Origin of the sequence: Streptomyces sp. NPDC048637, from assembly GCF_040650675.1 — a bacterium.
Classification (GTDB): domain Bacteria; phylum Actinomycetota; class Actinomycetes; order Streptomycetales; family Streptomycetaceae; genus Streptomyces.
Genome location: NZ_JBEZHQ010000020.1, coordinates 50,553 through 63,906, shown reverse-complemented (window position 1 = coordinate 63,906; position 13,354 = coordinate 50,553). Strand labels below are relative to the sequence as shown.

The 13,354-nt window shown below is 71.0% G+C and carries 15 protein-coding genes and 1 pseudogene; all 16 read left to right on the top strand.

Features of this window, described 5'->3' with window-relative positions; translation table 11 throughout:
* Positions 1-103: 103 nt before the first annotated feature.
* The 16 genes and pseudogenes from rpsP (at position 104) to AB0C46_RS23865 (ending at position 13,187) form a co-directional block, all read left to right on the top strand.
* Positions 104-544, top strand: a complete 441-nt coding sequence (rpsP, locus tag AB0C46_RS23940) for a 30S ribosomal protein S16 (RefSeq protein WP_006602842.1) — start codon at positions 104-106, stop codon at positions 542-544.
* A gap of 2 nt (positions 545-546) precedes the next feature.
* Positions 547-786 carry an RNA-binding protein gene (locus AB0C46_RS23935; RefSeq protein WP_030080383.1) on the top strand — a complete coding sequence of 80 codons (240 nt, stop codon included), beginning with the start codon at positions 547-549 and terminating at the stop codon, positions 784-786.
* 171 nt (positions 787-957) lie between these two features.
* Positions 958-1,503, top strand: a complete 546-nt coding sequence (rimM, locus tag AB0C46_RS23930; RefSeq protein ID WP_362830138.1) for a ribosome maturation factor RimM — start codon at positions 958-960, stop codon at positions 1,501-1,503.
* A complete protein-coding gene (trmD, locus tag AB0C46_RS23925) occupies positions 1,503-2,312 on the top strand; it encodes a tRNA (guanosine(37)-N1)-methyltransferase TrmD (protein WP_362830136.1) in 810 nt (269 codons plus the stop codon). Before rimM ends, trmD begins: the two co-directional genes overlap by 1 nt.
* A 132-nt stretch (positions 2,313-2,444) precedes the next feature.
* Positions 2,445-2,792, top strand: coding sequence for a 50S ribosomal protein L19 (gene rplS / locus AB0C46_RS23920; protein ID WP_018087148.1), 348 nt, complete (start codon positions 2,445-2,447; stop codon positions 2,790-2,792).
* Positions 2,793-2,888: 96 nt separating this feature from the next.
* Positions 2,889-3,653: a signal peptidase I gene (gene lepB / locus AB0C46_RS23915; RefSeq protein ID WP_362830134.1), complete on the top strand. Its 765-nt coding sequence runs from the start codon at positions 2,889-2,891 to the stop codon at positions 3,651-3,653.
* Positions 3,646-4,767, top strand: a complete 1,122-nt coding sequence (lepB, locus tag AB0C46_RS23910) for a signal peptidase I (RefSeq protein ID WP_362830133.1) — start codon at positions 3,646-3,648, stop codon at positions 4,765-4,767. Before lepB (AB0C46_RS23915) ends, lepB (AB0C46_RS23910) begins: the two co-directional genes overlap by 8 nt.
* The gene (gene lepB, locus AB0C46_RS23905; RefSeq protein ID WP_362830230.1) at positions 4,709-5,680 is read left to right on the top strand and encodes a signal peptidase I; all 972 of its coding nucleotides are present in this window, start codon (positions 4,709-4,711) and stop codon (positions 5,678-5,680) included. Before lepB (AB0C46_RS23910) ends, lepB (AB0C46_RS23905) begins: the two co-directional genes overlap by 59 nt.
* A 54-nt stretch (positions 5,681-5,734) precedes the next feature.
* A complete protein-coding gene (gene lepB, locus AB0C46_RS23900) occupies positions 5,735-6,463 on the top strand; it encodes a signal peptidase I (RefSeq protein WP_362830132.1) in 729 nt (242 codons plus the stop codon).
* Positions 6,464-6,605: 142 nt separating this feature from the next.
* A complete protein-coding gene (locus AB0C46_RS23895) occupies positions 6,606-7,115 on the top strand; it encodes an NUDIX hydrolase (protein WP_362830228.1) in 510 nt (169 codons plus the stop codon).
* A gap of 38 nt (positions 7,116-7,153) precedes the next feature.
* Positions 7,154-7,462: a DUF2469 domain-containing protein gene (locus AB0C46_RS23890; RefSeq protein WP_003980220.1), complete on the top strand. Its 309-nt coding sequence runs from the start codon at positions 7,154-7,156 to the stop codon at positions 7,460-7,462.
* A gap of 497 nt (positions 7,463-7,959) precedes the next feature.
* Positions 7,960-8,331 (top strand): YraN family protein, encoded by a 372-nt coding sequence (locus AB0C46_RS23885; RefSeq protein ID WP_362830226.1) that lies wholly within the window; start codon positions 7,960-7,962, stop codon positions 8,329-8,331.
* Positions 8,331-9,993, top strand: a pseudogene (locus tag AB0C46_RS23880) (YifB family Mg chelatase-like AAA ATPase). Before AB0C46_RS23885 ends, AB0C46_RS23880 begins: the two are co-directional and overlap by 1 nt.
* A complete protein-coding gene (dprA, locus tag AB0C46_RS23875) occupies positions 9,990-11,321 on the top strand; it encodes a DNA-processing protein DprA (RefSeq protein WP_362830131.1) in 1,332 nt (443 codons plus the stop codon). Before AB0C46_RS23880 ends, dprA begins: the two are co-directional and overlap by 4 nt.
* A 362-nt stretch (positions 11,322-11,683) precedes the next feature.
* Positions 11,684-12,520, top strand: coding sequence for an RNA polymerase sigma factor WhiG (gene whiG / locus AB0C46_RS23870; protein WP_362830130.1), 837 nt, complete (start codon positions 11,684-11,686; stop codon positions 12,518-12,520).
* 127 nt (positions 12,521-12,647) lie between these two features.
* Positions 12,648-13,187 (top strand): helix-turn-helix domain-containing protein, encoded by a 540-nt coding sequence (locus tag AB0C46_RS23865; protein WP_362830225.1) that lies wholly within the window; start codon positions 12,648-12,650, stop codon positions 13,185-13,187.
* Positions 13,188-13,354 lie beyond the last annotated feature (167 nt).

Below are 13,354 nucleotides of genomic sequence, written 5' to 3'. Positions count from 1 at the left end.
CTCTCTCCTCCGGCTGACGCGTCCATCGGGCACCCCGAGTACCGCAACCCCACGTGGCATCCCGTTGTGCCCCACCACGTCAAGACCAGGAGACACCACTCCCGTGGCAGTCAAGATCAAGCTGAAGCGTCTGGGCAAGATCCGCGCGCCTCACTACCGCATCGTCATCGCCGACTCCCGTACCCGCCGTGACGGCCGGGCCATCGAGGAGATCGGTCTGTACCACCCGGTGCAGAACCCCTCGCGCATCGAGGTCGACTCCGAGCGTGTCCAGTACTGGCTGGGTGTCGGCGCGCAGCCGACCGAGCCCGTCATGGCCATCCTCAAGGTCACCGGCGACTGGCAGAAGTTCAAGGGCCTGCCCGCCCCGGCGCCGATGAAGGTTGCCGAGCCGAAGGCCGACAAGCGCGCTCTCTTCGAGGCCGCCGCCAAGGCTTCCGGCGACGAGCCGAAGGGTGAGGCCATCACCCCGAAGGCGAAGAAGGCTGACAAGAAGGCGGACGAGGCTGCGGCCGAGTCCACCTCCGAGTCGACCGAGGCCTGAGCATGCTCGAGGAAGCCCTCGAGCACCTCGTCAAGGGCATCGTCGACAACCCCGATGACGTGCAGGTAGCCTCGCGCACCCTGCGCCGCGGGCGCGTGCTCGAGGTCCGGGTTCACCCCGACGACCTCGGCAAGGTGATCGGCCGTAACGGCCGGACTGCCCGCGCGCTGCGGACCGTCGTGGGCGCCATCGGCGGCCGTGGTATCCGCGTCGACCTCGTCGACGTGGACCAGGTCAGCTGACAAGTTGAACACCGGCTCGGGCCGGGGAGGGCCCTCGGGCCGTCCCCGGCCCGAGTTCGTTGGCGATCGTTGATCCACGACCGTCACCCATCACATGAGGAACCACAACGGTCCTCGGCCACCTCCGCGACAGCGGCGGCGGTTCAGCCGCAAAAAAGGGGAGTAGACAGCGTGCAGTTGGTAGTGGCACGGATCGGCCGCGCCCACGGCATCAAGGGCGAGGTCACGGTAGAGGTACGGACCGACGAGCCCGAACTGCGGCTCGGCCCGGGCGCCGTCCTCGCCACCGAACCGTCCTCCGTCGGACCGCTGACCATCGCAACCGGCCGGGTACACAGCGGCCGGCTGCTGCTGCGCTTCGAGGGCGTCGCGGACCGCACGGCCGCCGAGGCGCTGCGCAACACCCTGCTGATCGCGGAGGTCGACCCCGAGGAAGTCCCCGAGGACCCCGAGGAGTTCTACGACCACCAGTTGATCGACCTCGATGTCGTCACCCCCGACGGCACCGCCGTCGGCCGGATCTCCGAGGTCTCCCACCTGCCCTACCAGGACCTGCTGATCGTCCAGCGGCCCGACGGCAGCGAGGTCATGATCCCGTTCGTCGCCGAAATCGTTCCGGAGATCGACCTCGAGGAGCAGCGCGCGGTCATCGACCCGCCGCCCGGCCTCCTCGACGACAGCCAGGCCGAGATCGCCACCAGCCGCGAGGACAGCTGATGCGGCTCGATGTCGTCACGATCTTCCCCGAGTACCTCGAGCCGCTGAACGTCTCCCTCGTCGGCAAGGCCCGCGCCCGCGGACAGCTCGATGTGCGCATCCACGACCTGCGCGAATGGGCCCACGACAAGCACAACACCGTCGACGACACCCCCTACGGCGGCGGCCCCGGCATGGTCATGAAGCCCGAGCCATGGGGCGAGGCGCTCGACGAGATCCTCGCGTCCGGTGACGGGGAGCCGGTGATCGTCGTCCCCACCCCCAGCGGCGCCCCCTTCACCCAGCAGCTCGCCGTCGAACTCTCCGCCAAGCCCTGGCTGGTGTTCACCCCGGCCCGCTACGAAGGCATCGACCGCCGCGTCATCGAGGAGTACGGCGACCGCGTCGACGTCCGCGAGGTCTCCATCGGCGACTACGTCCTGGCCGGCGGCGAGGCACCGGTCCTGGTCATGGTCGAGGCGGTGGCCCGGCTGCTGCCGGGTGTCCTCGGCAACGCCGCCTCCCACCAGGACGACTCCTTCGCCCCCGGCGCGATGGCCGACCTCCTGGAGGGCCCCGTCTACACCAAGCCCCCCGAGTGGCGCGGCCGCGGGATCCCCGACGTCCTGGTCAGCGGCCACCACGGCAAGATCGCCCGCTGGCGCCGGGACGAGGCGTTCCGCCGGACCGACCTCAACCGCCCCGATCTGATCGAGCGCGCCGACCCCGCCGCGTTCGACAAACACGACCGAGCGATACTCGCCGCGCTCGGCTGGTCGGCGGGCGACGACGGCCGATTTGGGCGGACGAGCGGGGCCGTGGAAGAATAGGCCGCTGCTGTGTGCGTCCGGCGCGCGCCCCTGCCACAGGGGGAACGACGCCCGCCCGACGGAACGGCATCCGAAACATCCTTCCCATATCCCGTTGATGACCTGTGGCATCAGCGAAGAAAGCAGTAGGTCATGCACCTTCTCGACTCCGTCGACGCCGCGTCGAAGCGCAGCGACATCCCGGCCTTCCGCCCGGGTGACACCGTCAACGTCCACGTCCGCGTCATCGAGGGCAACCGCTCCCGTGTGCAGCAGTTCAAGGGCGTTGTCATCCGCCGTCAGGGCGCCGGCGTCCGCGAGACCTTCACGGTCCGCAAGGTCAGCTTCTCCGTCGGCGTCGAGCGCACCTTCCCGGTGCACACCCCGATCGTCGAGAAGATCGAGGTCGTGACCCGCGGTGACGTCCGTCGCGCCAAGCTGTACTTCCTGCGTGAGCTCCGCGGCAAGGCCGCGAAGATCAAGGAGAAGCGCGACAACTGAGCCGGGCCGTCCCGGGGCACGATTTTTTGCGCCGGGGCAACGCAAACCCACGCTCGCGTACGGCGCCCGGACCCGGCCGGATAGGCTCAGGGCCCGATGGACACCGACGCACAGCTCACGGAGCGCGACCCCTCTCCCACCCCCGACCAGGGGCCGGAGCAGGGGTCGCGCTCCGCGCGTTTCCTCACCCGTGCGGCCGGTCTGCGCCACCGGCCGGTCACCCTGCTCGCGCTCTGCCTGGCCTTTGTGCTGCTGCTCAGTGCGTTCATCGCCCAGCCTTTCCTGATCCCGTCCTCCTCCATGGAAAACACCCTGCAGATCGGGGACCGGGTGCTGGTCAACAAGCTGGCGTACCGTTTCGGCAGCGAGCCGGCGCGGGGCGATGTGGTGGTCTTCGACGGCACCGGGTCCTTCGTTCACAGGGAGCAGGGGGAGAATCCCGTCACGGGACTGCTGCGCGGCGCCGGAGCGGCGCTGGGCCTGGCCCGGCCCGCCGAGACCGACTACGTCAAGCGTGTGATCGGCATCGGCGGCGACCATGTGACCTGCTGCGACAAACGGGGGCGGATCGAAGTGAACGGTGAGCCCGTGAGCGAGGCGTATCTCCACCCCGGGGACGCGCCGTCCTCGGTGGAATTCGACATCGTGGTGCCGGAGGGCAAGTTGTGGGTCATGGGGGACCACCGCGCCAGATCCAGCGATTCCCGCGACCACCTCGGTCAGCCGGGCGGCGGCACGGTGCCGGTCGACAAGGTCATCGGCCGCGCGGACCTGATCACCTGGCCGGTGAGCCGCTGGCGCACCTTCGACGCCCCAGGGACCTTCGACCGGATACCCGCCGCGGCAGGCCCCCGTGGGTAGCCGCGGACGCCCCCGCCACGGGAGCCCGGAAACCGGCCGGCCGAAGCGGAGCCGGGCGCGGGGCACCGACCGGCCGGGGCAGGGCGGGGAGGACGCGTACGGCGGCTCCGGTGCGCGCGGCGGTCCTCAGGAGGCGGGCGGGCGCGGCGGACGGCGGGGCGGCCGCGCCGCGACCGGCGGGCGTGCCGAGCGGCGGCGCCAGGCGCGGCGCATCAAGCGCCGCAGACAACGCTCCTACCTGAAGGAAATCCCGATCCTCGTGGGCGTGGCGCTGGCCATCGCCCTCGTCCTGAAGACCTTCCTCGTGCAGGCGTTCGTCATCCCGTCGGGCTCCATGGAGCAGACGATCAAGATCGGTGACCGGGTCCTGGTGGACAAGCTGACGCCGTGGTTCGGCTCCAAGCCGGAGCGCGGTGACGTCGTTGTCTTCAAGGACCCCGGAGGCTGGCTCAAGGGCGAGCAGACCAAGCCCGCCGCCGACGGGGGCGCCTTCCAGCCGGTCAAGGACGCCATGACCTTCATCGGGCTGCTGCCGTCGGCCGACGAACAGGACCTGATCAAGCGCGTTGTGGCGGTCGGCGGCGACACCGTCAAGTGCTGCGACAAGCAGGGCCGGGTCACCGTCAACGGCGCACCGCTGACCGAACCGTATGTCCATCCGGGCAACCCGCCCTCCACGATCAAGTTCACGGTGGCCGTTTCCACGGGACGGATCTTCGTGATGGGCGACCACCGCTCCGACTCCGCGGATTCGCGCTTCCACCTGGACGAGCCGTACCGTGGCACGGTCTCGGACGAGAATGTCGTGGGCCGGGCCGTCGTGATCGCCTGGCCGTTCAGCCACTGGCGGCGCCTCGAAGAGCCGGACACCTTTACGACCGTGCGCGACGCGCCGGGCGCCAAGGCGTCCTCGGCAGGCACGCCGCATAAGCTGTCGTCCGAGAGTTTGACCGTACTCCCGACCCCTGCGGAACTCCCGCTCGTTATGGGAGTGGTGGGCCTGCACCGGTTGACGGGCGGGCGAGTGCGTGGAGTGAGGAGCAGATGTGGGGGACTTGGCGGTCGGCGCACGGTCCGGAACCGAAGAGCCCGAAGAGCCGGCAGGGCGTGGTGAGACCGCGGGACCGGCGACGAGTTCCGTGCATCAGTCACCAGCACAGTCAGGGGCACAGGCGCAGCGTTCGGCCCCGGCCGACGCATCGGACACGTCCGATACGTTGGACAGGTCAGCGGGCGAGGAGGTGAGCGGCGGCATGAAGAAGGCGAAGAAGCCGCGTGCCTTCTGGAAGGAGCTGCCGATCCTCATCGGGATCGCTCTGATCCTGGCGCTGCTGATCAAGACGTTCCTGGTGCAGGCGTTCTCGATCCCGTCCGACTCGATGCAGGACACCCTGCAGCGCGGGGACCGGGTCCTGGTGGACAAGCTGACACCGTGGTTCGGCTCCAAGCCGCAGCGCGGTGAGGTCGTGGTCTTCCACGATCCGGGCGGCTGGCTGAACGAGACGCCGACCCCCGAGCCCAACCCCGTCCAGAAGGTTCTCAGCTTCATCGGGCTGATGCCTTCGGCCGAGGAGAAGGACCTGATCAAGCGGGTCATCGCGGTCGGTGGCGACACCGTCGAGTGCCATGGCACCGGCCCGGTCAAGGTCAACGGCAAGGCCCTCAAGGAGGACTCGTACATCTTCCCCGGCGTCACCCCCTGCGGTGACCGCGCGTTCGGCCCGATCCACGTCCCCGAGGGGCGGATCTGGGTGATGGGCGACCACCGCGACGACTCCCTCGACTCCCGTTACCACCAGAACCTCAAGGGCAACGGAACGGTCTCGGAGGACGAGGTCGTCGGCCGGGCGTTCACCATCGCGTGGCCGATCAACCGCTGGTCGACCCTGCCGGTACCGGACACCTTCGACCAGCCCGGGATCAACAAGGCAATGGCGGCGGCTCCGGCCGCCCTGGGCCTGGCCGGTGCGGTGCCGATCGTGCTGTGGCGCCGCCGGAGGCTGACCGGAGCGCGTAACCCCAGGTAAGGTGCCGTCCCGGATCTTCGACGCGGGCCGGTTCCGCGGGGTGGGAGCGCTGGGATGAGCAGCAGTACCGAACGCAGGACCGACGGCCGCGGCCGGACCACGGGCAGTGTGCTGTCCGGTCTGGCCGTGGCCGTCGGCTGTGTGCTGTTCCTTGGCGGCTTCGTATGGGGGGCGCTGATATACCGCCCCTATACGGTGCCGACCGATTCGATGTCGCCGACGATCGCGGCCGGTGCCCGGGTTCTGGCCGAGAGGGTGGAAGGCTCCGAGATACGCCGCGGCGATGTCGTCGTCTTCAAGGACTCCGTCTGGGGCGATATGCCGATGGTCAAGCGCGTCGTCGGCGTCGGCGGCGACAAGGTCACCTGCTGCACCAAGCAGGGCCGGCTGACCGTCAACGGAACCCCCGTCGAAGAACCGTATCTGCAGGGCAGCGGACCCGCCTCCCCCGTCGGCTTCAAGGCCAGGGTCCCCGCCGGACAGCTCTTCCTGCTCGGTGACCACCGCAACGACTCCCTCGACTCCCGCGTCCACCTCACCGACAGCGACCACGGCTCGGTGCCGCGCAGCGCCGTCAACGCCCGGGTCGACGCGCGCGCCTGGCCGCTCGGCAGCGTCGGTGTGATGCAGCGCCCGACCAGCTTCTCCGCCCTTCCCGGCGGCATCTCGCAGCCCGGCCCGGTGCAGCCCATCACCCTCGCCGTGGTCGCCGGTGCGGTCCTCATCCTTGCCGGTGCGGCCTACGGGCCCCTCGCTCGACGTACGGCGCGCAAGCGTGGCTGAGGGACGGGAACGGGGACGGGGCGCCGCGGAGCCCACGGGGCGCGGGGCGGCTACCGGCACCGGGCCCGGCGGGGGCCGTGCGGCCGCTGAGGAGACGGCCGGGCGCCGTGCGGCGGCCGACGGGCGGGCCGAGCCCCGAGAGGTGGCGGCCGCCGACGCAGCGGAGACGACCGGTGTGCGCCAGGTCTCCCGCATCGTGCTGCTCGACCCCGACGACCGGATTCTGCTGCTCCACGGCTTCGAACCGGACCGCCCCACCGACAGCTGGTGGTTCACCCCCGGCGGCGGCCTCGAAGGCACGGAGAGCCACGAAGAGGCGGCCCGCCGCGAGCTCGCCGAGGAGACCGGCATCACCGAGGCCGTCCTCGGCCCCGTCCTGTGGAAACGTCGTTGCGCCTTCCCGTTCGACGGGCGGCGCTGGGAGCAGGATGAGTGGTACTACCTGGGAAGAACCGACCGGACTGCCACCCACACCGGCGGGCAGACGGATCTGGAGCGACGCAGCGTCTCGGGACTGAGGTGGTGGACTTTGGAGGAACTGTCCGCATCCCATGAGACGGTGTATCCGACCAGACTCGCCGAGCTGCTGCGCACGCTGCTCGACGAAGGGCCCCCCGATGCGCCGGTGCTCCTGGAGACCGAGCGGGTCTGACGCACAATGGGGGGACGCACGGCTGAAGGGGATCTGCCATGAGCGCCGAGGACCTCGAGAAGTACGAGACCGAGATGGAGCTGAAGCTCTACCGGGAGTACCGCGACGTCGTCGGACTGTTCAAATATGTGATCGAGACCGAGCGCCGCTTCTACCTCACCAACGATTACGAGATGCAGGTGCACTCGGTCCAGGGCGAGGTCTTTTTCGAGGTGTCGATGGCTGACGCCTGGGTCTGGGACATGTACCGCCCGGCCCGCTTTGTCAAGCAGGTGCGGGTGCTGACGTTCAAGGACGTGAACATCGAGGAGCTCAACAAGAGCGATCTGGATCTTCCGGGGAGCTGAGGCGGCCGGGGGCTGCGGCGCGGCAGGCCCCCGGAATCGGCCCACGTGCCCCGGACGGGTGAGCGGGTTATCCACAATCGGCTCGCTGTCCACCAAGATCCAACAGGTCGGGTCGGGGGCGTCACAGTCGGTGCCGGAGGTGGTACCGCATGAATGCCATGCAGGCCGGCCGGCAGGCCGGGAAGAACGCACCGATCACGGAGGCGCCACCGAGGACGCGCTCCGCAAGGGACCGGAACGCGGCACGGGGAACGAGCTCGGCAAGCGCGCGGGACGAGGCGCTCGGACCGGGCCCGACGAGCGGCCCGGACGAGGCGCGAACCGGCTCCGGCTCGGTCGGCAAGGGGATGCGCGACACCGGTTCGGGGCAGGCCGCGAAGGTCACGCCGGCCAACTGCCGCAAGGGCGGAGCGCCCCCAGGACGTAAGCCCCCGGCGGCCGGGCGGGCCGCCGCCGAGCCGCCGGACACCGACCCGGGAGGTACCGGCCCCACGGCGGTGAAACCGGCCGACACCCGGCGCCGTGCCCTCGGCCGCTACGGCGAAGACCTGGCCGCCCGGCGGCTCATCGAGGCCGGCATGCGGATCCTGGACCGGAACTGGCGCTGCCGCGACGGAGAGATCGATATCGTCGCGGCCGACGGCGACGCCCTGGTGGTCTGCGAGGTCAAAACCCGCCGCGCCGGCTGGTACGAACACCCCATGGCGGCCGTGCGCCCCGAGAAGACCGCCCGGCTGCGGCTGCTGGCGGAGCGCTGGCTGGAGCGACACGGCGGCCCGCCACCCGGCGGCGTACGGATCGATGTCATCGGCGTCCTGCTGCCGGCCCGCGGCGCCCCGGTCGTCCAGCACGCACGAGGGGTGGCCTGATGGGATTCGCTCGCACCTGCTCCGTCGCCCTGGTCGGCGTCGAAGGTGTCGTCGTCGAGGTCCAGGCCGACCTGGAACCCGGCGTCGCCGCCTTCACCCTCGTCGGACTCCCCGACAAGAGCCTCATCGAATCCAGAGAGCGAGTGCGCGCGGCCGTCGTGAATTCCGGCGCCGAATGGCCGCAGAAGAAGCTCACCGTTGGCCTCAGCCCGGCCTCCGTACCCAAAGGCGGCAGCGGCTTCGACCTGGCCGTTGCCTGCGCGGTCCTCGGTGCCGCCGAACGCCTGGACCCCCGCGAACTCACCGACCTGATGATGATCGGCGAACTGGGCCTGGACGGCCGCGTCCGCCCCGTACGCGGAGTGCTGCCCGCCGTACTTGCCGCCGCCGATGCCGGATACCGCCAGGTCGTCGTCCCGGAACAGACCGTCGCCGAGGCCTCGCTCGTCCCCGGCATCTCGGTCCTGGGCGTGCGCAGCCTGCGCCAGCTCATCGCCGTCCTCGCCGACGAGCCCGTGCCCGACGAGGAGGACCCACGGGAAGAAGGCCGCCCCGACCCCTCGCTCGCCGGGCTGGTCGTGCCCGGAACCGGCGTCGGCGCGGGCCTGCCACCCGGCGACCACACCCCCGACCTCGCGGACGTCGCAGGCCAGCACAGCGCCCGCCGCGCCCTCGAAGTCGCCGCCGCCGGACGCCACCACATCTTCTTCAAAGGCCCGCCCGGTGCCGGCAAAACCATGCTCGCCGAGCGTCTCCCCGGGTTGCTGCCGCCCCTGTCGCCCAAGGAATCCCTGGAGGTCACCGCCGTTCATTCGGTCGCCGGCACCCTCCCGCCGGGCCAGCCGCTCGTCCACCGGCCGCCCTACTGCGCCCCGCACCACTCCGCGACGATGGCCTCCCTCGTCGGCGGCGGCACCGGACTGCCCCGCCCCGGGGCCGTATCGCTCGCCCACCACGGCGTGCTGTTCGTGGACGAGGCCGCGGAGTGCAGCCCACGCGTCCTGGACGCGCTGCGCCAGCCACTGGAGTCCGGTCATGTCGTCGTCGCCCGCGCCGCGGGCATGATGCGTATGCCCGCCCCGCATCCTCCTCGCCCTCGCGGCCAACCCCTGCCCCTGCGGTCGGCACGGCACCGTTGGCGGCGGCTGCGAATGCCGGCCGTCGTCCATCCGCCGTTACCGGGCCCGGCTCTCCGGACCCCTGATGGACAGAGTCGACCTGCGGATCGCCGTGGAACCGGTCGCCCGCGCCGAACTGATCGCACTCGGCCGCGGCGCGGAAACCACCAAGGCCGTGGCCGAACGCGTGCAGACCGCCCGTGATCGCGCCGCGGCCCGCTTCGACGGCACACCGTGGCACACCAACAGCGAGGTACCCGGGCACGAGCTGCGCACCCGCTGGCAGGTCCACCCCGGTGCGCTGGCCCAAGCGGAACGCGACCTCGAATGCGGCCTCCTCACGGCCCGTGGCTTCGACCGGGTCCTCCGCGTCGCCTGGACGGCTGCCGACCTGGCCGGTCGCGACCGCCCCACCAGGGAAGACGTCAACTGGGCCCTGGAACTCCGCACCGGCGTACGCCGCGGCGCGCTGACGGTGGCCGGCAGCGGAAACCACCACGAGACCGCGACCGCCCGGCCGCCGCACCAGCAGAGGCGACCATGAACGGGACCGACGCATGGGGCTTCGCCACCGACGGGCCGCAGCCGGCCGGGAAACACCGGGATCGCACGCCCGACCCGACGGCCGGGCCGATCCATGTCATTCCCACGACGACCGAGCCCTGCCCCGCGACGTCCGAGACCCGCCCCGCGACCGCCGGCCCACTGCCCGCCGCGGGCGAGGCACCCGAACCACAGCGCACCGCCCGAGCGGCCCTCACCCGCATCCTCGAGCCAGGCGATGAAACCGCCGGCCGCTGGCTGCGCGACATGGGCCCGGAGGCCCTGTGGCACACCCTCTCCGACGACGATGCGGACCTGCCCACGGGTGCAAGCCCGGCCAAGGTCGCGGGCCTGCGGCTGCGCGCCGCCCGGGCACGCCCCGCCGCGGACCTCGACGCTGTCACCGCGCTCGGCGGCCGGTTCATCTGCCCCGGGGACGACGAATGGCCCCGCCAGCTCGACGACCTCGGCGACGCCCGCCCCATCGGCCTGTGGGTACGCGGCACGGCCAACCTCAGGCTGTGGGCGCTGCGCTCGGTCGCCGTCGTCGGCGCCCGTGCCTGCACCGAATACGGAGCCCACCTTGCCACCACCCTCAGCGCCGGACTCGCCGACCGCGGCTGGACCGTCGTCTCCGGAGCCGCCTACGGCGTGGACGGCGCCGCCCACCGCGGCACGCTCGCCGCGGAGGGCGCGACCATCGCCGTCATGGCCTCCGGAGTCGATCACCCCTACCCGCGCGGCCACACCGAGTTGATCGGCCGGATCGGCGAACAGGGGCTGGTGGTGGCCGAGTTACCTCCCGGCGACCACCCCACCCGCAGCCGTTTCATCCAGCGCAACCGCGTGATCGCCGCGCTCACCAGAGGCACCGTCGTCGTGGAGGCCGAACTCCGCAGCGGCTCACTCGTGACCGCCCGGCGGGCGCAGACCCTCGGACGCTTCACGATGGGCATGCCGGGCCCCGTCACCAGCGGCCTGTCCGCCGGTGTGCATCAACTCCTGCGCGGCGAGGCCGCGGTGGTCACCGACGCCGACGAGGTCATCGAGCTCGTCGGCAGCATCGGCGACCTCGCCCCCGAACGACAAGGGCAGACCCGCATTCGCGACCTTCTGGACCCCGTAGCGACCCGCGTACTGGAGGCGCTGCCCGCGCGCGGCACCGCGGACACCGGCCATCTGGCCCAGGAAGCCGGCGCGCCCCGCGATGTCACCCGCGCCAAACTCTTCGAGCTGCTGTCCCTCGGATTCGTTCAAAGGTGCGGTGACCGCTGGGAGTTGGCGCGACGCGCCGAGACGACCGGGGGTTCCCGGCGAGGCGGTACTTGACCTGGGGCGAACGGGTGAAAGGGTGAGGGGAATGACCGCAGAATCCAGGTTTGCCGTGCTTCGTGGCACGGGCCCGACCCGTGGGGAGACGGCGATGTGGCGCAGGGGACGCGCGAGGTCCCGCCCTTCATGTCGCCGCGTCCGCCCGCACGGCCCTCCGGGAGCCCGCGCCCGGCACCGTGTCCGGATGTCGCCACGCCGTACGAGGTAACCCTGAGGTGCGGGCAGCGGAACGTATCTGCGCACCCCCGAACCTGCCTTCCTCGCGCACCGCGACACTGTGGTCACGCTACGCTCACAGGCACATTCCACCCTCATACATCCATCCACCCGCGTCTCGGCAGAACGGCTCAAGGCGACGAATGCCCCAGCACACCTCCGGGTCTGATCGTGCGGCTGTACCACCCGCCGCACGCGGCAGCGTGCGCCCCGCTCCGCCCACCTCGCTCGACGAGCTGTGGCGCGCTTACAAGGCGTCAGGCGACGGCCGGCTGCGGGAGCAGCTGATCCTGCACTACTCGCCGCTGGTCAAGTACGTCGCCGGCCGCGTCAGCGTCGGACTGCCCCCGAACGTCGAACAGGCCGATTTCGTGTCCTCCGGGGTCTTCGGACTGATCGACGCCATCGAGAAGTTCGAGCCCGAACGCTCCATCAAGTTCGAGACCTACGCCATCACCCGTATCCGCGGCGCAATGATCGACGAGCTGCGCGCGCTCGACTGGATCCCGCGCTCCGTACGGCAGAAGGCCCGCGCCGTCGAACGCGCCTACGCCACCCTTGAAGCGCAACTGCGCCGCACCCCGTCCGAGGCGGAGGTCGCCGCGGAGATGGGCATCGGCCTGGAGGAACTCCACAGCGTGTTCAGCCAGCTGTCCCTGGCGAACGTCGTGGCGCTGGAGGAGCTGCTGCACGTCGGCGGCGAGGGTGGCGAACGGCTGAGCCTGATGGACACCCTCGAGGACACGGCCGCCGAGAACCCCGTCGAGATCGCCGAGGACCGTGAGCTGCGGCGACTGCTCGCGCGTGCCATCAACACCCTCCCCGAACGGGAGAAGACCGTGGTCACGCTCTACTACTACGAAGGCCTCACGCTTGCCGAGATCGGCAATGTCCTCGGCGTCACGGAAAGCAGGGTCAGCCAGATCCACACCAAATCCGTACTCCAGCTCAGGGCGAAGCTCGCCGACGTCGGACGTTGAGTCACGGGTTGCAGGCCCAGGGGCTTCCCACGCGGTGTTGCCATGCGGAGTGCCACGGCGGCCGCACCATCCGTAGAGTGGTGACGTGCCCAGGATTCGAGCGGCCTCCGTGGCCGAGCACCGGACGATGCAGCGCGGCGCCCTCTTGGACGCCGCCCGCACCCTGCTGTCCGAAGGCGGAACGGAAGCGCTGACCTTCCCCGCCCTCGCCGAGCGCACGGGTCTCGCGCGCTCCTCCGTGTATGAGTACTTCCGCTCGCGCGCCGCCGTCGTCGAGGAGCTGTGTGCCGTCGACTTCCCGGTCTGGGCCGCCGAGGTCGAAGCGGCGATGCAGCGCGTCGACACGCCCGAGGACAAGGTCGAGGCTTATGTGCGCCGGCAACTCGCACTGGTCGGCGACCGGCGTCACCGTGCCGTCGTGGCCATTTCGGCCGGCGAGCTGGACTCCGGTGCACGCGAGAAGATCCGCGCGGCGCACGGCGGACTCATCGCCATGATCGTCGAGGCGCTTGCCACCCTCGGCCACGAACAACCCCGGCTCGCGGCCATGCTCCTCCAGGGAGTCGTCGACGCCGCGGTCCGCCGCATCGAACTGGGCGCCGCAGAGGACCCAGGTGAGATCACGGAGGCGGCGGTGGCGATGGCCCTCCGAGGGGTTCGCGGCTGAGCTTCGGGGGGGCTTCCCCCCCCCGGGCCCCCGGCCCACCCACCCACCTCCACCACCTCCGCGCTCGTTGGCCACGCAGCACGCAGCACGCAGCACGCAGCACGCAGCACGCAGCACGCAGCACGCAGCACGCAGCACGCAGCACGCAGCACGCAGCACGCAGCACG